The 16,957-nt window shown below is 61.5% G+C and carries 17 protein-coding genes and 1 riboswitch; of the genes, 10 read left to right on the forward strand and 7 right to left on the reverse strand.

From position 1 onward, the window contains the following. Positions 1-121 precede the first annotated feature (121 nt). Entirely contained in the window at positions 122-1,897 is a 1,776-nt protein-coding gene (gene aspS, locus WDB88_RS05085; protein WP_339109120.1) for an aspartate--tRNA ligase, read from the forward strand. 93 nt (positions 1,898-1,990) lie between these two features. Here aspS and WDB88_RS05090 read toward each other — a convergent pair whose 3' ends face one another. Genes WDB88_RS05090 through mce form a run of 3 tightly spaced genes read right to left on the reverse strand, consistent with a single transcriptional unit; the run spans position 1,991 to position 2,875 of the window. Next, positions 1,991-2,161, reverse strand: coding sequence for a YqaE/Pmp3 family membrane protein (locus WDB88_RS05090; RefSeq protein WP_339109121.1), 171 nt, complete (start codon positions 2,159-2,161; stop codon positions 1,991-1,993). A 54-nt stretch (positions 2,162-2,215) separates the two neighbouring features. Further along, positions 2,216-2,467 (reverse strand): DUF167 domain-containing protein, encoded by a 252-nt coding sequence (locus WDB88_RS05095; protein WP_339109122.1) that lies wholly within the window; start codon positions 2,465-2,467, stop codon positions 2,216-2,218. Between the two features lie 3 nt (positions 2,468-2,470). Further along, positions 2,471-2,875, reverse strand: coding sequence for a methylmalonyl-CoA epimerase (gene mce / locus WDB88_RS05100; protein WP_339109123.1), 405 nt, complete (start codon positions 2,873-2,875; stop codon positions 2,471-2,473). Between the two features lie 178 nt (positions 2,876-3,053). On the opposite strand from mce, the gene WDB88_RS05105 reads away from it, so the two are divergent. Continuing rightward, positions 3,054-3,764: a response regulator gene (locus tag WDB88_RS05105; RefSeq protein WP_339109124.1), complete on the forward strand. Its 711-nt coding sequence runs from the start codon at positions 3,054-3,056 to the stop codon at positions 3,762-3,764. 7 nt (positions 3,765-3,771) lie between these two features. On the opposite strand, the gene WDB88_RS05110 is transcribed toward WDB88_RS05105, so the two are convergent. The 4 genes from WDB88_RS05110 to WDB88_RS05125 all read right to left on the reverse strand — a co-directional run bounded on the left by WDB88_RS05110 (position 3,772) and on the right by WDB88_RS05125 (position 7,225). Then, positions 3,772-4,494, reverse strand: coding sequence for a GNAT family protein (locus WDB88_RS05110; protein WP_339109125.1), 723 nt, complete (start codon positions 4,492-4,494; stop codon positions 3,772-3,774). 71 nt (positions 4,495-4,565) lie between these two features. Beyond that, a complete protein-coding gene (locus tag WDB88_RS05115) occupies positions 4,566-4,982 on the reverse strand; it encodes a DUF1489 domain-containing protein (RefSeq protein ID WP_339109126.1) in 417 nt (138 codons plus the stop codon). Between the two features lie 66 nt (positions 4,983-5,048). After that, the gene (locus WDB88_RS05120) at positions 5,049-6,503 is read right to left on the reverse strand and encodes an ATP-binding protein (RefSeq protein ID WP_339109127.1); all 1,455 of its coding nucleotides are present in this window, start codon (positions 6,501-6,503) and stop codon (positions 5,049-5,051) included. Then, positions 6,500-7,225, reverse strand: coding sequence for a response regulator transcription factor (locus WDB88_RS05125; RefSeq protein WP_339109128.1), 726 nt, complete (start codon positions 7,223-7,225; stop codon positions 6,500-6,502). Before WDB88_RS05125 ends, WDB88_RS05120 begins: the two co-directional genes overlap by 4 nt. A 273-nt stretch (positions 7,226-7,498) precedes the next feature. On the opposite strand from WDB88_RS05125, the gene WDB88_RS05130 reads away from it, so the two are divergent. From WDB88_RS05130 to gcvH, 8 genes are all read left to right on the forward strand, one after another. Then, the gene (locus WDB88_RS05130) at positions 7,499-8,746 is read left to right on the forward strand and encodes an ABC transporter substrate-binding protein (protein WP_339109129.1); all 1,248 of its coding nucleotides are present in this window, start codon (positions 7,499-7,501) and stop codon (positions 8,744-8,746) included. Between the two features lie 68 nt (positions 8,747-8,814). Continuing rightward, positions 8,815-9,687 carry a sugar ABC transporter permease gene (locus WDB88_RS05135; RefSeq protein WP_339109130.1) on the forward strand — a complete coding sequence of 291 codons (873 nt, stop codon included), beginning with the start codon at positions 8,815-8,817 and terminating at the stop codon, positions 9,685-9,687. Next, positions 9,680-10,570, forward strand: a complete 891-nt coding sequence (locus tag WDB88_RS05140) for a carbohydrate ABC transporter permease (RefSeq protein WP_339109131.1) — start codon at positions 9,680-9,682, stop codon at positions 10,568-10,570. Before WDB88_RS05135 ends, WDB88_RS05140 begins: the two co-directional genes overlap by 8 nt. A 4-nt stretch (positions 10,571-10,574) precedes the next feature. Next, the gene (ugpC, locus tag WDB88_RS05145; RefSeq protein WP_339109132.1) at positions 10,575-11,666 is read left to right on the forward strand and encodes a sn-glycerol-3-phosphate ABC transporter ATP-binding protein UgpC; all 1,092 of its coding nucleotides are present in this window, start codon (positions 10,575-10,577) and stop codon (positions 11,664-11,666) included. Between the two features lie 334 nt (positions 11,667-12,000). After that, positions 12,001-14,292 carry an arginine/lysine/ornithine decarboxylase gene (locus tag WDB88_RS05150; protein ID WP_339109133.1) on the forward strand — a complete coding sequence of 764 codons (2,292 nt, stop codon included), beginning with the start codon at positions 12,001-12,003 and terminating at the stop codon, positions 14,290-14,292. Between the two features lie 100 nt (positions 14,293-14,392). Beyond that, complete coding sequence (locus tag WDB88_RS05155) at positions 14,393-15,046, forward strand: HAD family phosphatase (protein ID WP_339109134.1); 654 nt, start codon at positions 14,393-14,395, stop codon at positions 15,044-15,046. A gap of 79 nt (positions 15,047-15,125) precedes the next feature. Next, a riboswitch (glycine riboswitch) is annotated at positions 15,126-15,217 on the forward strand. A 171-nt stretch (positions 15,218-15,388) separates the two neighbouring features. Continuing rightward, positions 15,389-16,489, forward strand: a complete 1,101-nt coding sequence (gcvT, locus tag WDB88_RS05160; RefSeq protein ID WP_339109135.1) for a glycine cleavage system aminomethyltransferase GcvT — start codon at positions 15,389-15,391, stop codon at positions 16,487-16,489. Between the two features lie 64 nt (positions 16,490-16,553). Next, positions 16,554-16,913 (forward strand): glycine cleavage system protein GcvH, encoded by a 360-nt coding sequence (gcvH, locus tag WDB88_RS05165; protein ID WP_339109476.1) that lies wholly within the window; start codon positions 16,554-16,556, stop codon positions 16,911-16,913. Positions 16,914-16,957: the final 44 nt, after the last annotated feature.

Raw genomic sequence — 16,957 nt, forward strand, 5'->3', positions numbered from 1 at the left:
GGCAGGCTTTGAAATCTCTTCCGGCCTTGACTTTCCTGCCCCCAGAATGTGTATCGGCGCAGAGCCGAACGCCCATGTTTCATGGGCCGATTTAGCGAGCCTAAACACTGAGGGAAGTCACATGCACGCCTATCGTTCCCATACCTGCGCCGATCTGAGCGCGGCCAATGCCGGTGAAACCGTCCGCCTGTCGGGCTGGGTGCATCGGGTGCGAGACCACGGTGGCGTGCTGTTCATCGACCTGCGCGACCATTACGGCATGACGCAAGTGCTGTGCGATGGCGACAGCCCCGCCTTCAAGGCGCTGGAAAAAGTGCGCTCGGAATGGGTGATCCGCATCGACGGGTCGGTGAAGCTGCGCGATGCCTCGCTTGTGAACCCCAAGATCCCGACCGGCGAGATCGAGGTCTATGTCCGCGATATCGAAGTGCTGGGCGAGGCCGCCGAGCTGCCGCTGCCGGTCTTTGGCGAACAGGACTATCCCGAAGAGACGCGCCTGACCTATCGCTTCCTCGACCTGCGCCGCGAGAACCTGCATAACAACATGATGCTGCGTTCCAACGTGGTGCGCAGCCTGCGCAACCGCATGTGGGATGCGAAGTTCAACGAATTCCAGACGCCGATCATCACCGCCTCCAGCCCCGAAGGCGCGCGTGACTTCCTTGTGCCCTCGCGTCTGCATCCGGGCAAATTCTACGCGCTGCCGCAGGCGCCGCAGCAGTTCAAACAGCTGATCATGGTCGCGGGCTTCGACCGTTACTTCCAGATCGCGCCCTGCTTCCGTGACGAGGACCCGCGCGCCGACCGTTCGCCCACCGACTTCTACCAGCTCGATGTCGAGATGTCCTTCGTCAACCAAGAAGACGTGTTTGCCGCCGTGCAGCCCGTTATTCAGGGCGTCTTCGAGGAATTCGGCAAAGGCAAGCGCGTCGATAGCGAATGGCCGCTGATCCCCTATAAGGAATCGCTGCTGAAATACGGCTCGGATAAGCCCGACCTGCGCAACCCGATCGAGATGCAGGTGGTTTCCGAGCATTTCGCTGGCTCCGGTTTTGCGATCTTCGCCAAGCTGCTGGAACAGGAAGGCACCGAGATCCGCGCGATCCCCGCGCCCAAAGGCGGCTCGCGCAAGTTCTGCGACCGGATGAACAAATTCGCGCAAGAGCAGGGTCTGCCGGGCATGGGCTATATCTTCTGGCGCAAGGCCGAGGATGGCTCGGTCGAGGCCGCAGGTCCCTTGGCCAAGAACATCGGCCCCGAGCGTACCGAGGCGATCCGCAGCCAGCTGGGTCTGGGCGAGGGTGATGCGGCCTTCTTCCTTGGCGGCAAGCCCGAAAGCTTCGAGGGCGTGGCGGGCCGTGCGCGCAATGTCATTGGTGAAGAGCTGGGCTTGACCGAGAAGGACTGCTTCAAATTCGCATGGATCGTCGATTTCCCGATGTATGAGAAAGACGACGAGGGCAAGATCGACTTCAGCCACAACCCCTTCTCGATGCCGCAGGGCGGGTTGGAAGCGCTGGATGGCGACCCGCTGGATGTGCTGGGCTATCAGTATGACCTTGCCTGCAACGGCTACGAGCTGATCTCGGGCGCGATCCGGAACCACGATCTGGCGATCATGTATAAGGCCTTCGAGATCGCGGGCTATCCGCATTCCGAGGTCGAGAAGCGTTTCGGCGGTATGGTCAAAGCGTTCAAATATGGCGCTCCGCCCCACGGTGGTTGCGCGGCAGGGATCGACCGGATCGTGATGCTGCTGGCCGAAGAGCAGAACATTCGCGAAGTCATCATGTTCCCGATGAACCAGCGCGCCGAAGATCTGATGATGGGGGCCCCCTCGGAGCCGATGAACGAGCAGCTGCGCGAGTTGAACCTGCGCGTGATCCCGCAGGACTGAGCTCCGGCGTAATCCCGCCCTCTATCACGACATCAGAAAAGGGCCCCTTGGGGCCCTTTTTCACAATCGTTGATCCTGTCGTCTTGCGGGGTCTCAGGCGTGGCTGGGAGTGCGCGCGATCACCCAGACCGCATGGACGATGCCGGGAATGTAGCCCAGAATGGTCAGCAAGATATTGATCCAGAACTGTTTACCCAGTCCCACTTGCAGGAACACACCCAAAGGCGGCAGGATGATCGCCACGATGATGCGAATGAGGTCCATGTCGTTTCCTCCTGTGATTTGAAAGGAAAACGACGGGCGTGGGAAAAGGTTCCCTCAATCGAGGCGGAACACTTTCTGGCGGCTGGTCTGGCCACGCAGCAGCGTAAGGCGCGATTTCGCCACGCCCAGCGTCTTGGCCAGAAGCTTGGTGACGGCGGCATTGGCCTTGCCGTCTTCGGGCACGGTGGTCACATAGGCCCGCAGCCCGTCCTCGGCGAGGAGGATCGCATTGCGCGAGGCTTTGGGGGTCACGCGCAGCGCCACCTCGGCCCCGTTGGCAAATAAAGCAGCGATCTCCTCGCTCATGGGTCAGACCTGTTCCAGCTCGATCAGGCAGCCGTTGAAGTCCTTGGGATGCAAGAACAAAACAGGCTTGCCATGCGCTCCGATTTTCGGCTCGCCGGTGCCCAGAACACGCGCACCCTCGGCTTGCAGCTTGTCCCGCGCCGCCAGAATGTCATCGACTTCGAAGCACATATGGTGAATGCCGCCCGAAGGGTTCTTTTCCAGAAAGCCGTTGATCGGGCTGTTCGCGCCCAGCGGGTAGAGCAGTTCGATTTTCGTATTGGGCAACTCGATGAAGACCACGGTCACGCCGTGATCGGGCTCGTCCTGCGGTGCGCCGACCTTGGCCCCGAGCGTGTTCTCATATTGCGCCGCCGCTGCCTTGAGGTCCGGAACAGCGATTGCAACATGGTTAAGACGACCAATCATTTTTCCTCCTATGCGCCGGGAAATCTGGCGCTTTCTCCTGCGCGGGACGTTGCACCCCTTTGGCCCCGAGGTCAATCACGACCAAAAATGCAGGAAGCAGGTATGCGTTAACCGTCTGTTCACTCTATCTCGGCTTAACTCTCTATATACGCCGATTCACCTGACTGTGGAGACCGAGATGAGTGATGACCTTGCCGGCCTTATCGGCCAGCGCCCCGTAAACGCCGCCCGCCCGCTTCTGGGCCTGACGATTCTGGTCGTGGAAGATAGCCGCTATGCCTCCGAGGCGATGCGGCTACTGTGTCTGCGGTCGGGGGCGCGTATCCGTCGTGCGGATTGCCTGCGTTCGGCGCATCGTCACTTGCGCACCTACCGCCCGTCGGTGGTGATCGTCGATCTCGGGCTGCCTGATGGCTGCGGGGACGAGCTGATCCGCGAGATCAAGAATGCCGATCAGGCTCTGCCGGTGGTATTGGGCACGTCTGGCGATACCGGCATGGAGGCCAAGGCCTTTAGCGCGGGGGCCGATGGTTTCCTGCCCAAGCCGGTTGAAAGCCTTGCCCTGTTCCAGCAGGCCGTGCTGTCTGTCCTGCCGCCCAGCGAGCGCCCGAAGATGCCGATCCTGCTGAATGATGCCACGATCAGCCCCGATCCCATCGCTTTGCGCGACGATCTGAACCATATGGCCGAAGTCCTTTCGGGGGCGCAGGATCCGGCCTCTCTGGGCTATGTCGCGCAATTCCTTTCGGGTGTGGCGCGCTCGGCGCGTGATGATGCTCTTGAGGATGCCGCCGTGGCACTGGGACGCGAGGGCGGGCCGTCGGATGCCGATATCACGCGCCTGTCGGGGATGGTACAGGACCGTCTTGCGGCGGGCAGCGCGTTCTGACGCAAGGCTATCCGCGGTGGTCCGCCAGTGCCGGATCGGACGATACCCGCACAAGTCGCGTCAGATCGGAAAGCCGTTCGATCTGCGTGCCACTTGCATCGAAATTCGACGGATCGAGCCAGGCGTAATACGCTTCGCGCAAGGCAGGCCAGTCCTTGTCGGTGGCTGCAAACCATGCCGTGTCGCGATTGCGTCCCTTGTAATGGAGCGCCTGCCGGAAGGTTCCCTCATAGCTCAGGCCCAGCCGTTCAGCAGCCCGCCGGGAGGGCAGGTTGCAGGCATCGCATTTCCACTCGAACCGGCGATAGCCTGCCTCGAAAGCCCATTCGATCATCCGGATGAAACCTTCGCTGGCGGCGCGGCTGCGCTGAAGCTGCGCGCCCAGCACAATGGAACCCAGTTCGATCGTGCCGATTTCGGGCGCGATACGGAGATAGCTTTGCAAACCGGCTGCCTGCCCTGTCACAGGGTCGATGACAGCATAGAACAGCGGATCTTTCGCGGCGATCTGTTCGTTGATCCAGCGGATGAAGGCGGTTTCGGCATGGAAGGGCCCGACAACCATATAATCCCACAAGGCATCATGATTATCCGCCAGTGCCTGATAGAGCGCGTGGGTATGCACGGATGACAGGCGTTCCAGATGCATGTAACGGCCTTCGATCCGCTCCGGTCCCGGAGGTGGTGGGGCAGTCCAATCGCCAAGCGGCGCACCAAAGGCTTTCGGCATCTTCTCTCCTGCGTTTTATCGAACGCTAGCGGGAGTTTGCCAAGCTGGCAATATGCAGATTGACAGCCGGTTCAGCGCAGCCCCAGTTCCGAAAGCGCACTTAGCAACTCGCGCGGTAGCGGCTCTTCGCGGGTCCGGCCTGCGGGCAGGTCTTTCGGGGCATCCTCGGGGCTCAGATAGCGCCAGCCCTGAAACGGGCGGCGGGGCAGGGCCTCGGTGCGGATGATCTTGCGGTCCAGCACGATGGCACAGCGCGCGATCCCGTCTTCGCCCATGCGCTCTTCCAGCCCGATGATTTTCTGCCGCGCCAGCACCGCGCCTTTGAAGACCCAGTAAAGCGAGCCGCCATCCAGCACCTCTTCGGCGCGTTTGGGCCACATGCGGGTGACATGTTCGGCGGGCGATGTACCAAAACGGGCCTCCTGCCAAGTGGCAAGATCCTCGACCTTTTCGGCACCGACGCAAAGTTTGATAAGATGTTGGGGCATGGGCAATCAATCTGACCGTCTCTGGTAAGGCCCATATAGGCGCTACAGGCTGGGCCGACAACCGCGCTAGAGGCTGCGCGCGATGGTCAGCGTAACCCGAAGCCCCTGCGCGCCCTGCGCAAAGCGCAGATGGCCGTTATGGCTTTCGGCGACGGTTGCGGCAATGGTCAGCCCCAGACCATGCCCCGAAACCTGCGCCTCCTGCCCGCCGCGCTCGAAAGGGGCCACCAGGGCGGCGATCAGCTCGGGCTGGGCCGTGCCGCCTTCGTCCTCGATCACGATCATCGCCTCGCGCGAGCTGGCCTCCAGCCGCAATGTCGCGCGGCGACCGTATTTCAGCGCGTTATCCACCAGATTGGAAATCGCGCGTTGCAGCGCCATCGGGCGGGCCGTGACAAGGATCTGGCGCGCGCCCAGATGGCCATGCCCCGTCCGGCTGGAAAACAGGCTCTGGCCGCCGGTGCTTTCGATATCGGCCACGGGCTGCATCTCGACCGGCTGGCCGGAATCGTGGTAATTATCCACCAGGGCCTCGACCAGCGCGCCAAGGCTCAGTTGCCGCGGGGCTTCGACATCAAGTTCCGAGCGTGTATAGGCCAAGACGCCATCGATCATCTCGCTCATCCGCTCGATATCGGCGGTCAGCTTCTCGCGCAGGGCGTCATCCTCGATCAAGGCGGCCCGCAGGCGCAGCCGTGTTGCTGGCGATCCCAGATCGTGGCTGACCCCCGAGAGCACCATCAACCTTTTGGCCAGGCGCTGTTTTTCGGTGGTCAGATGCTGGTTGACGGCGGCGACTATGGTCGCAAGCTCGGCGGGGCCCTCATCCTCGTATATATCGGGGCCGCCCTGCATCTGGCGCTGGCCGAGCCGGGTGCCGAAATCGCGGAAACGCTGTGCCACACGGGCCGAGGCGATCAGCAGCGCGAGCAGGGCGAACCCGCCCAGAATGACGGCCTGCAGCCGCAGATCGGGCGGGGTGGCGTGGCAGCTCCACAGATCCGCGCCTGACAGCCGGAACCATTGTCCTTGCGAGTTGCGCATCACCACCAGTGGTGTGCCGCAATAGGTGGAGAGCAGGCGGGTGATCTGCCCGAACATCTCCTGCGCGGTGACATCGGGGCCGCTATTGAGCCGTGCCACGGGATAGGTGAGGCTGGGCGAGAGCACCCTGACCAGAGCCTGCGGCGCATTAGTGCCGCTGGGGTGCAGGCCCGTCACGGGGATATGGGTGATGCGGGCGGGGCGGGGGGCTTCGGGCAGCAAAAGGAACTGCCCGGCCTCGGCATGGGCGGCCTCGGTTGCGGAAAGCGGATGGGCCTGCAGGGCCTTGGGCATCGGTGCTCCGCTTTCGGTTGCGGCAAACAGCAGCTCTCCGGTCAGCTCGGCCCGGTCCAGATGTGCCTGCCATGCCCGCTGGCTGCTGATCCACAATCCGGTCGCCAGCGCCCCTGCCGCGAATGCCGCCAGCACCCAGAAAACCGCCATTGCCTTCAGGCTGGGATGGGACAGGGGCGTCATTCGGCCTCGTGGGTGACATCGCAGGCCAGCACGTAGCCGATCCCGCGTTCGGTCCGCAACAGGACAGGTGCTTTCGGATTGCGCTCGATCTTCGAACGTAGCCGCCCCACCAGCACATCAATGGCCCGCCCTGTCGGATCGGCCTCGGCCTGATCGGTGAGGGCGGCGGCAATCTCCTCGCGCGAAAGCGGGATGCGCGGATTGGCCAGAAGCGTCTTCAGCAGCGCCGTCTCGCGGGTGGACAGGATCACCTGATAGCCGTCAGGGGCATGGACCTCGTCGCGCCGCCCGTCATAGCGCCAGCCGTCGAAATGCCAGATGCCGGTGGACCGGCGGTAGCTGAGCGAGGGCGTGCGCCGTATCCGCCGCAGCACCGCCTTCACCCGCGCGATCAGCAGATCGGGGTTGAAGGGCTTGGCGATATAGTCATCGGCCCCCACTTCATAGCCCGCCATGCGCTGGTGATCGGCAGAGAGCGCCGAGACCAGAATGATCGGCAGGTCCTGCTCGGCCCGCAGGCGGGCGCAGATTTCCACGCCATTCTCGTCGGCCAGCATCACATCCAGCAGGATCAGATCCACCCGATGCCCGTCCATATGGGCGCGGATTTCGGCCTCGTTCGCGGCAGGATGGGCGGCAAAGCCATTGCGTTGCAGGAATGTCACCATCATCTGTCGCATATCGGCATCGTCATCGACAACCAGCAGATGCGGTATCGCCATCGGTTTTCCTCCCCCCCTGTCGCCTGCCCTGTCGCCGCATGGCCGCGTGTCTGCCCTGGCCAAACCGGCATGACGGTGCAAATCGCCCATCTCCGGCGGTCTTGGCCACCAGATATGTTTCCTTTGGTAACAAGATGTAACAAAGCGGGCAAGAAACCCACGCCGCAGCGCAGAAGTCCGGCGGTAACACCATTGCGAGAAAAGCTTGAGGTGGCGCTATACTGTCGGGGACCATGCGCTGGGGAGTGGCGCAGGTATTTGGGAGGATTTCGAATGAAACATATGACTGCATTTGCAGCCCTGTCGGCGGCAACCCTGACCGCGACTGTCGCCATGGCCGAGCCGCAGGCGGAAGTCCTGCACTGGTGGACATCGGGCGGCGAGGCCAAGGCCGTGGCCGTGCTGCAAAAGCAATTCAGCGACCGTGGCGGTGTCTGGACCGATATGCCGGTCGCCGGTGGCGGTGGTGATGCCGCGATGAGCGCGCTGCGGGCGCGTGTGCTGTCGGGCAATGCGCCGACCGCCGTGCAACTCAAGGGCCCCGCGATTCAGGAATGGTATGACGAGGGCGTGCTGGCCGATATCTCGGATGTGGCCGAGGCGCAGCATTGGGATGATGTGCTGCCCGCACAGATCGCCGAGCATATGAAATGCGACGGCCACTGGTGTGCCGCGCCGGTCAATGTGCACCGTGTGAACTGGGTCTGGGCCAATAAGTCGATCCTCGAGGCCAATGGCATCGAGATGCCCACCACTTGGGAGGAGTTCAACGCCGCTGCCGACAAGCTGAAGGCTGCAGGGATCACGCCTTTGGCGCATGGCGGTCAGGCATGGCAGGATGCAACCATCTTCGAAACCGTCGTGCTTGGCATTGGCGGCCCCGATTTCTACCAGAAGGCGCTCGTTGATCTGGACCCCGATGCGCTGACTTCGGACACGATGAAATCGGTCTTTGACGAGATGCGCAAACTGCGCGGCTATGTCGATGACAACTTCTCGGGTCGCGACTGGAACCTTGCCACCGCGATGGTCATGAATGGCGAGGCGGCGTTCCAGATCATGGGCGACTGGGCGAAGGGCGAGTTCCTTGCCGCAGGCAAAGAGCCGGGCGTGGATTTCGTCTGTGCGCCGACCCCGGGGGATGCGGGTTTCCTTTATAACGTCGACAGCTTCGCGATGTTCAAGGTGGATGGCAAAGACAAGCAGGACGGCCAGAAGCTGCTGGCCGAGCTGATCGTCGGCCCCTCCTTCCAGGAAACCTTCAACCTCAATAAGGGTTCGATTCCGGTGCGGACCGACGTGTCTCTGGACAAGTTCGACGATTGCGCCAAGAAATCCGCTGCCGATATGAAGGCCGATGGTGCGGCGGGCTCGCTTCTGCCGTCGATGGCGCATGGTATGGCGCTGCATGGTGCGCAATCGGGCGCGATCATGGATGTGGTCACCGCGCATTTCAACTCGGACATGTCGTCGGATGATGCCGTGAAAATGCTGGCGGATGCTGTCGCCAACTCGATGTAATCTGCCGATTACACCTTTGCCGTCCGATGCATGGCGTCGGGCGGCCCTCCAACTTTCAGGACATTCCTATGACCGACTGGCTTTCCCGCCATGTCCCAAAGATCGTGCTTGCGCCGACCTTCTTTGCGGTGCTGCTGTTCGTCTATGGTTTTATCGCGTGGACCGCGTGGGTGTCGTTTACCCGCTCGAAGCTGATGCCGCGCTATGACATCGACGGGCTGATCCAGTATGACAGGCTGTTTTCCAACCCGCGCTGGGATACGGCGCTGAACAATCTCTTCGTCTTTGGCGCGCTGTTCATCGTGATCTCGATGGTGCTGGGGCTGCTTCTGGCGATTTTCCTTGACCAGAAGATCCGCATCGAGGGCGCTTTGCGCACGATCTACCTTTACCCGATGGCGCTGTCGATGATCGTCACCGGCACCGCATGGAAATGGATCCTGAACCCCGGTCTGGGCATTCAGGCGATGGTGCAGGGCTGGGGCTTCCCGAATTTCAAATTCGACTGGCTGATCAATCCGAAGATGGCGCTATATACCATCGTGCTGGCCGCGATCTGGCAGGCCTCGGGCTTTGTGATGGCGCTGTTTCTGGCCGGTCTGCGCTCGGTCGATGGCGAGATCATCAAGGCCGCCCAAGTGGATGGCATCCCGACATGGCGCGTCTATACCGCGATCATCATCCCCTCGATGGCGCCGATCTTCCTGTCGGCCTTCATCGTGCTGGCGCATCTGGCGATCAAGAGCTTCGATCTGGTCATCGCGCTGACCGGCGGCGGGCCGGGCTATGCGACCGATCTTCCCGCGACCTATATGTATGCGATGGCGTTTTCGCGCGGCGATCTGGGGCAGGCGGCTTCAAGCGCCATGATCATGATGGGCGTCGTTTTTGCCATCGTGGTTCCCTATCTCTATTCGGAATTGAGGGCGAAACATGACTGATATGCCGCTTCCCCGCTCTCAAGGCTCGCTTCTGGGGCGCCGTCTCCTGCGCTGGGGCCTTTATGCGATGCTCTGCGTCTTTGCGCTCTATTACCTGCTGCCGCTGTTCGTGATGCTGACCACCTCGCTCAAAAGCCTCGAGGAAATCCGCACCGGATCCTTGGTGGCCCTGCCGCGCGAGATCACCTTTGACGCATGGTCCAAAGCTTGGTCGGGTGCCTGCACGGGCATCCAATGCGAGGGGCTGAAGCCCTTTTTCTGGAACTCCATCCTGATCTCGGTGCCCGGCGTGCTGATCTCGACCATCATCGGCGCGATGAACGGCTATGTCTTTGCCCAGTGGCGGTTCAGGGGCGCGAATCTCTTCTTCGCCTTCCTGCTCTTTGGCTGCTTCATCCCGTTTCAGGTGGTGCTGCTGCCGATGGCGCGGATGCTGGGGATCTTCGGCATGGCCGGCACCATTCCGGGGCTGATCTTCGTGCATACGATCTATGGTCTGGGCTTTACCACGCTGTTTTTCCGCAACTATTACGTCACCATCCCGCATGAGCTGGTGAGGGCGGCCAAAATCGACGGGGCGGGCTTCTTCCGTATCTTCTGGTCGATCTTCCTGCCGCTCTCGCTGCCGATCTGCGTGGTGACGATCATCTGGCAATTCACCCAGATCTGGAACGACTTCCTCTTCGGGGTGTCCTTCAGCTCGGCGGGCAGCCAGCCGATCACCGTGGCGCTCAACAATATCGTTAACTCCACCACCGGCGTGAAAGAATATAACGTGGATATGGCGGCTGCGATCATCGCGGGCCTGCCGACGCTCCTCGTCTATATCGTCGCCGGCAAATATTTCATCCGCGGGCTGACCGCCGGTTCCGTGAAAGGCTGATCTCATGGCTCCTATCCTTGACATCAAACATCTGCGTAAAAGCTACGGCGCGACCGAAATCCTGAAGGATATCAACGTCTCTATCGAGAAGGGCGATTTCCTTGTGCTGGTCGGGCCGTCGGGCTGCGGCAAGTCGACCCTGCTCAACTGTATCGCGGGGCTCGAGGAGATCTCGGGCGGAACGGTCGAAATTGACGGGCGCGACATGACCCATGTCAGCCCGAAAGACCGTGACATCGCGATGGTGTTCCAATCTTACGCGCTTTACCCCACCATGTCGGTCGCCAAAAATATCACCTTCGGCATGAAGGTGCGCGGCGTCCCGCAGGACGAACAGGACCGCAAGCTGGCCGAAGTGGCGAAACAGTTGCAGATCGAGGCGCTTCTGAAGCGCCGTCCGGGGCAGCTTTCGGGTGGTCAGCGCCAGCGGGTTGCGATGGGTCGGGCGCTGGTGCGCGATCCGGCGCTGTTTCTGTTCGACGAGCCGCTGTCGAACCTTGACGCCAAGCTGCGGGTCGAAATGCGCTCGGAAATCAAGAAGCTGCATCACCGGCTTGGGGCGTCGATGGTCTATGTGACCCATGACCAGATCGAGGCGATGACGCTGGCCACCAAGATCGTGGTGATGAAGGGCGGCGTGATCCAGCAGATCGGCACCCCTGCCGAGATCTACAACCATCCCGCCAATACCTTTGTCGCCGATTTCATGGGCAGCCCGCCGATGAACCTGATCCCCGTGAAAACCCAAGCCGCAGGCGCTGGGGCGCAGGTTCGGATCGATCGCGACGGCATGGACCCGATTGTGCTGAATGTGCCGCGCAGCGATCTGCCTGCCGAGGTGCTGATGGGCGTGCGCCCCGAAGACCTTGCCGAGGCGGGTTATCGCGCGGGCAGTTCCGTCCAGCGCGCGCAGATCCGTGTGGATATGGTCGAACCTGCGGGGGCCGATACCTATGTGACCACCCAGATGGGGGGGCGCATGATCACCGCGCGTCTGCACGCCGAAACGCTGGCCCATGCGGGCGAGTTGCTGGATCTGGAATTCGATCTGGACAAGGTGACCTTCTTCGAACCCCAAAGCGGCGCGCGGCTATAAGCGCGTCTTGGGGCGGGCCTCTGTCAGGTGGCCTGTCCCCGCGCGTCCTTCGGGGGCGGTCGGGCGGTGCGAACGCCACGGGGCTTGCGGTGCAAAGCTGTGGATATCTTGTCGGAAATCGGGCTTTGGCCGCGTTTCCTGCAAATAGCGTCTTGCCAAGTTTGGATGTTTCGTGATCCTCGGCTTCGTGATCTGCTATGGTCGGGTTATCCTGAGTGATGGCTTGACGCTCGTCTTATGAGCAGTGACAAACAGGCAACCGCTCGTTTTGCCAGCAGGGTCAGCGGATGACCCTTCTGGCCCTTTGCAGACGCCATCCCTCAAGGAGAGTGTGATGAAGTTCCGTTTCCCCATTGTCATCATCGACGAGGATTTCCGTTCGGAGAATTCGTCAGGCCTCGGCATTCGCGCCTTGGCCGAAGCCATTGAAACCGAAGGGTTCGAGGTGCTGGGCGCCACGAGCTATGGCGATCTGTCGCAATTCGCCCAGCAACAATCGCGCGCCTCGGCGTTTGTGCTGTCGATTGACGACGAGGAATTCACCCCCGGTCCCGATCTGGACCCTGCGGTGATGAACCTGCGCAATTTCATCGAGGAGGTGCGTTGGAAAAACCCTGATGTGCCGATCTATGTCTATGGCGAGACCAAGACCTCGCGCCATCTGCCCAATGACATCCTGCGCGAGCTGCACGGCTTTATCCATATGTTCGAGGATACGCCGGAATTTGTCGCCCGCCATATCGTGCGCGAGGCGAAATCCTATCTGGAAAGCATCCAGCCGCCCTTCTTCAAGGCGCTTCTGGATTATGCCGAGGACGGGTCCTATTCATGGCATTGTCCGGGGCATTCAGGCGGCGTGGCCTTCCTGAAATCGCCCATCGGCCAGATGTATCACCAGTTCTATGGCGAGAACATGCTGCGCGCCGATGTCTGCAATGCGGTGGAAGAATTGGGCCAGCTTCTGGACCATAACGGCGCGATTGGCGCCTCCGAGCGCAATGCCGCGCGGATCTTCAATTCGGACCATTGTTTCTTCGTGACCAATGGCACCTCGACCTCCAACAAGATCGTCTGGCACCACACGGTGGCACCGGGCGATGTGGTGGTGGTGGACCGCAACTGCCACAAATCGATCCTGCATTCGATCATCATGACGGGGGCTATACCGGTTTTCCTGAAGCCCACGCGCAACCATTTCGGCATCATCGGCCCGATCCCGAAATCCGAATTCACGATGGAGTCGATCCGCGCGAAAATTGCCGCCAACCCTCTGCTGGCCGGCAAGGACAAGGAAGAGGCCACGCCCCGCATCCTGACCCTGACGCAATCGACCTATGATGGCGTGCTCTACAATACCGAAGACATCAAGGAGATGCTCGACGGCCATATCGAGAACCTGCATTTTGACGAGGCATGGCTGCCGCATGCGGCCTTCCACCCGTTCTATGGCCGCTTTCATGCGATGGGCCGCAAGCGCGGGCGCACCAAGAAATCGGTCACCTATGCGACGCAATCGGTGCATAAGCTCCTGGCGGGAATTTCTCAGGCAAGCCATGTGCTGGTGCAGGATAGCGAGGAGATCAAGTTGGACCGGAGCCTCTTCAACGAGGCCTATCTGATGCATACCTCGACCTCGCCGCAATATTCGATCATCGCGTCCTGCGATGTGGCGGCGGCGATGATGGAGCCTCCGGGCGGCACCGCGCTGGTGGAAGAGAGCATCGTCGAGAGCCTCAATTTCCGCCGTGCGATGGCCAAGGTCGATGAGGAATATGCCGCGGACTGGTGGTTCAAGGTCTGGGGGCCGGAAGATTTCGACCATAATTCCGATGGTATGGGGCAGGCCCGCGACTGGGTCCTGAAGAAAACCGATGCCGAGGGTGTGGAAACCGGCGGTGGCGACAGCTGGCACGGCTTTGGCGATATGGCGCCCGGTTTCAACATGCTGGACCCGATCAAGGCGACCATCGTGACGCCGGGTCTGAACCTTGACGGGCGCTTTGACGACTGGGGGATTCCGGCCTCTATCGTGACCAAATATCTGGCCGAACATGGCGTGGTGGTCGAGAAAACGGGCCTTTATTCCTTCTTTATCCTATTCACCATCGGCATCACCAAGGGCCGCTGGAACACGCTTCTGACGGCGCTCCAGCAGTTCAAGGATGATTTCGACAAGAACCAGCCGCTCTGGCGGGCGATGCCCGAGTTCTGCCACAAGCAGCCGCGTTATGAACGGATGGGGCTGCGCGACCTGTGCGATCATGTCCATAAGCTTTACGCAAAATACGATGTGGCGAAGCTCTCGACCGAGATCTATCTGTCGGATCTGACGCCCTCGATGACGCCAGCCGATGCGTTCTCGCATATCGCGCGGCGCACCACGCAGCGGGTACCGATCGATGATCTGGAAGGCCGCATCACCACCTCGCTTGTGACGCCTTATCCGCCGGGCATTCCGCTGCTGATCCCCGGCGAGGTCTTCAACAAACGCATCGTGGATTACCTCAAGTTCAACCGCGAATTCGCCCGCGAATGCCCGGGGTTCGAGACCGATATCCACGGTCTGGTGCAGGAGACCGGCCCCGACGGCCAGATCCAGTATTTCGCGGATTGCGTGGCCGAATAGGCCCCTGTTCCCTGCGTCATCCGGCCGGATCGGGTGACGCTGCCGCCCCCTGGCACGACCCGTGCGTGAGACCGATGCGCAGACCACACAGGAGCCGACCATGAGCTTTCCCCATCAGGCCATCTTCTGGGATATCGATGGCACACTTGCCGATAGCGAGCCGGTGCATGAGCGTTCGTTCCATCAGGCCATCAAAGGTTTGGGGCTCAGCCTGCCCGACGATCTGCATGACCGCATTCTGGGGCTGAGCGAGGAGGTCTGCCACGCTTTTCTGGTCGATCACTGCGGTCTGCGGATGGATCTGGCCGACTGGACCCATCGTCGCCATGCGATCTATATGGGGATGCTGGGCGAGGTGGCCCCCTTTCCCAGGGCGCTGCAGATCTGGGCCGGGCTGGAGGCGGCCGGAATCGCCCAGATGCCGGTCTCCAATTCCGACCGCAGGCTGGTGATGGCCAATCTGGATGTGCTCGGTCTGAGCCGTCCGCGGATGAAGCTGGTCAGTCGCAATGATGTGCGTGCAGGCAAACCCGCCCCCGAGCCTTACCTGCGTGCGGCATGGTTGCTTGAACTGGACCCGACCACCTGCGCGGTGGTCGAGGACAGCCCGACGGGCGTGCAGGCCGGACGGGCCGCGGGCATGACCGTTTATGCCGCCCCCGATATGGCGCCTGCCTTGCGTGAAAAGCTGGATCTGCCCTGCGCGCTAAGCCTTCTGGACGGGCTTCCGGCGCAGGCGGCACCTGTCGCCTAAAGTCGCAATTTATCGCGCAAGCGTCGGTTTTGCGTAAAAATCACTTGCCCTGTCGCAGCGGATCGGGCATCCCTCAGCCAACAGCCGCTACGGGAGAATCCGGCCATCGCGCCGGTGCCGAAGGAGCAACCGCCCCGGGAAACTCTCAGGCAAAAGGACCGAACGGCTACAGACTCTGGAGAGAGGCGCGGGAAACTGCGTCCGCCGAAGGAATAACATTCTCAGGCGCCTGAGACCCGTATGGGGTCGGGCAGGGACAGATGGGGCATCGAGCGGTTGCAGGGCTTTCCTGCGACGAAACACATCGATGCCGGGGATCCGGCTTTATATAAGGAGATCCCGATGACGGAGCTCTTGCGCACGGATCTGTATGATCTGCATGTGTCTTTGGGTGCCAAGATGGTGCCTTTCGCTGGCTGGGAAATGCCCGTGCAATATCCTATGGGCGTGATGAAGGAACATCTTCACACACGCGCCGAGGCCGGTCTGTTCGATGTCTCGCATATGGGGCAGGTGATCGTGCCCTTGTCAGCCATTGACGCGCTGGAAGCCCTGATCCCCGTCGATATCGCGGGGCTGAAGGAAGGCCGCCAGCGCTATGGCATTTTCACCAATGAGACGGGCGGCATTCTGGACGATCTGATGATCGCACGTAAATCCGACCATCTGTTTCTGGTGGTCAATGCCGCCTGTGCCGAGGCCGATATCGCCCATCTTCAGGCCCATCTGCCCGAGGTCACCGTTATCCGCGACCGTGCCCTGATCGCGCTGCAAGGCCCCAAGGCCGAGGCTGCTTTGGCCCGCCTGATGCCCTCCGTGGCCGAGATGCGCTTCATGGATGTCGCAGAGGCCGAATGGAACGGTCAGCTGCTGTGGATCTCGCGCTCGGGCTATACCGGCGAGGATGGCTACGAGATTTCGGTGCCCTCTGCGGTGGCAGTAAGCTTCACGCAGGCACTTCTCGATATGGACGAGGTTGCGCCCATCGGTCTGGGCGCGCGCGACAGCCTGCGCCTTGAGGCGGGGCTGTGCCTTTATGGCCATGATCTTGACCCCGATACCACGCCTGTCGAAGGCAATATCGCTTGGGCCATCCAGAAGGTCCGCCGCAAGGGGGGCGCCCGCGAGGGCGGCTTCCCCGGTGCGGACCGCATCTTGGCGCAGTTGGAGACAGGTGCCACCCGCCGCCGCATGGGCCTGCGCCCCGAAGGCCGCGCCCCCATGCGCGAGGGCGTCGAGGTCTTTGACGCGCCCGAAGGCGGAGCCAAGATCGGCACGATCACCTCGGGCGGTTTCGGCCCCTCGGTCGGCGCGCCCATCGCGATGGCCTATCTGCCCGCTAGCCTGACCGAAGGCGATACCGTCTGGGGCGAGGTCCGCGGCAAGCGCCTGCCTGCCAAGGTGGCGGCGATGCCCTTCCAAGTGCAAACCTACAAACGTTAAACCTACCTTCGTGCCCTAGGCACAAGCATCATCACATAGGCATCATCATACAGGGGAACGCATGATGAAATTCACCGAAGAGCATGAATGGCTCCGCGTCGAGGGCGATCTGGTTGTTGTCGGTATCACCGAGCATGCCTCCGAGCAGCTTGGCGATGTGGTCTTTGTCGAACTGCCCGAGCCCGGCACGCAAGTGGCCAAGGGCGACGAGATCTGCGTGATCGAGTCGGTCAAAGCGGCGTCGGACATCAGCGCCCCCGTTGATGGCGAAGTGGTCGAGGTCAATGACGCGCTGGCCGATAATCCCGCGCTGGTCAACGAAGACCCGCTGGAAGGCGCATGGTTCTTCAAGATGAAGCTCGAGGACATGGACCAGCTCGACGCCTTCATGGACGAAGACGAATATAAAGACTTCATCGGCTGATTGGCCGGTCGGACGGGCCCTTTTCGGGCCCGTTCGCACGATGG

The organism is Thioclava sp. GXIMD4216, assembly GCF_037949285.1.
Lineage (GTDB): Bacteria > Pseudomonadota > Alphaproteobacteria > Rhodobacterales > Rhodobacteraceae > Thioclava > Thioclava litoralis.

Coding starts and splice junctions, on each gene's coding strand:
- WDB88_RS05090 (WP_339109121.1), bottom strand. CDS start 2,161: ATGGACCTCATTCGCATCATCGTGGCGATCATCCTGCCGCCTTTGGGT.
- WDB88_RS05135 (WP_339109130.1), top strand. CDS start 8,815: ATGACCGACTGGCTTTCCCGCCATGTCCCAAAGATCGTGCTTGCGCCG.
- WDB88_RS05155 (WP_339109134.1), top strand. CDS start 14,393: ATGAGCTTTCCCCATCAGGCCATCTTCTGGGATATCGATGGCACACTT.
- mce (WP_339109123.1), bottom strand. CDS start 2,875: ATGATTGGTCGTCTTAACCATGTTGCAATCGCTGTTCCGGACCTCAAG.
- aspS (WP_339109120.1), top strand. CDS start 122: ATGCACGCCTATCGTTCCCATACCTGCGCCGATCTGAGCGCGGCCAAT.
- WDB88_RS05115 (WP_339109126.1), bottom strand. CDS start 4,982: ATGCCCCAACATCTTATCAAACTTTGCGTCGGTGCCGAAAAGGTCGAG.
- WDB88_RS05150 (WP_339109133.1), top strand. CDS start 12,001: ATGAAGTTCCGTTTCCCCATTGTCATCATCGACGAGGATTTCCGTTCG.
- ugpC (WP_339109132.1), top strand. CDS start 10,575: ATGGCTCCTATCCTTGACATCAAACATCTGCGTAAAAGCTACGGCGCG.
- gcvT (WP_339109135.1), top strand. CDS start 15,389: ATGACGGAGCTCTTGCGCACGGATCTGTATGATCTGCATGTGTCTTTG.
- WDB88_RS05130 (WP_339109129.1), top strand. CDS start 7,499: ATGAAACATATGACTGCATTTGCAGCCCTGTCGGCGGCAACCCTGACC.
- WDB88_RS05125 (WP_339109128.1), bottom strand. CDS start 7,225: ATGGCGATACCGCATCTGCTGGTTGTCGATGACGATGCCGATATGCGA.
- WDB88_RS05110 (WP_339109125.1), bottom strand. CDS start 4,494: ATGCCGAAAGCCTTTGGTGCGCCGCTTGGCGATTGGACTGCCCCACCA.
- gcvH (WP_339109476.1), top strand. CDS start 16,554: ATGAAATTCACCGAAGAGCATGAATGGCTCCGCGTCGAGGGCGATCTG.
- WDB88_RS05120 (WP_339109127.1), bottom strand. CDS start 6,503: ATGACGCCCCTGTCCCATCCCAGCCTGAAGGCAATGGCGGTTTTCTGG.
- WDB88_RS05095 (WP_339109122.1), bottom strand. CDS start 2,467: ATGAGCGAGGAGATCGCTGCTTTATTTGCCAACGGGGCCGAGGTGGCG.
- WDB88_RS05105 (WP_339109124.1), top strand. CDS start 3,054: ATGAGTGATGACCTTGCCGGCCTTATCGGCCAGCGCCCCGTAAACGCC.
- WDB88_RS05140 (WP_339109131.1), top strand. CDS start 9,680: ATGACTGATATGCCGCTTCCCCGCTCTCAAGGCTCGCTTCTGGGGCGC.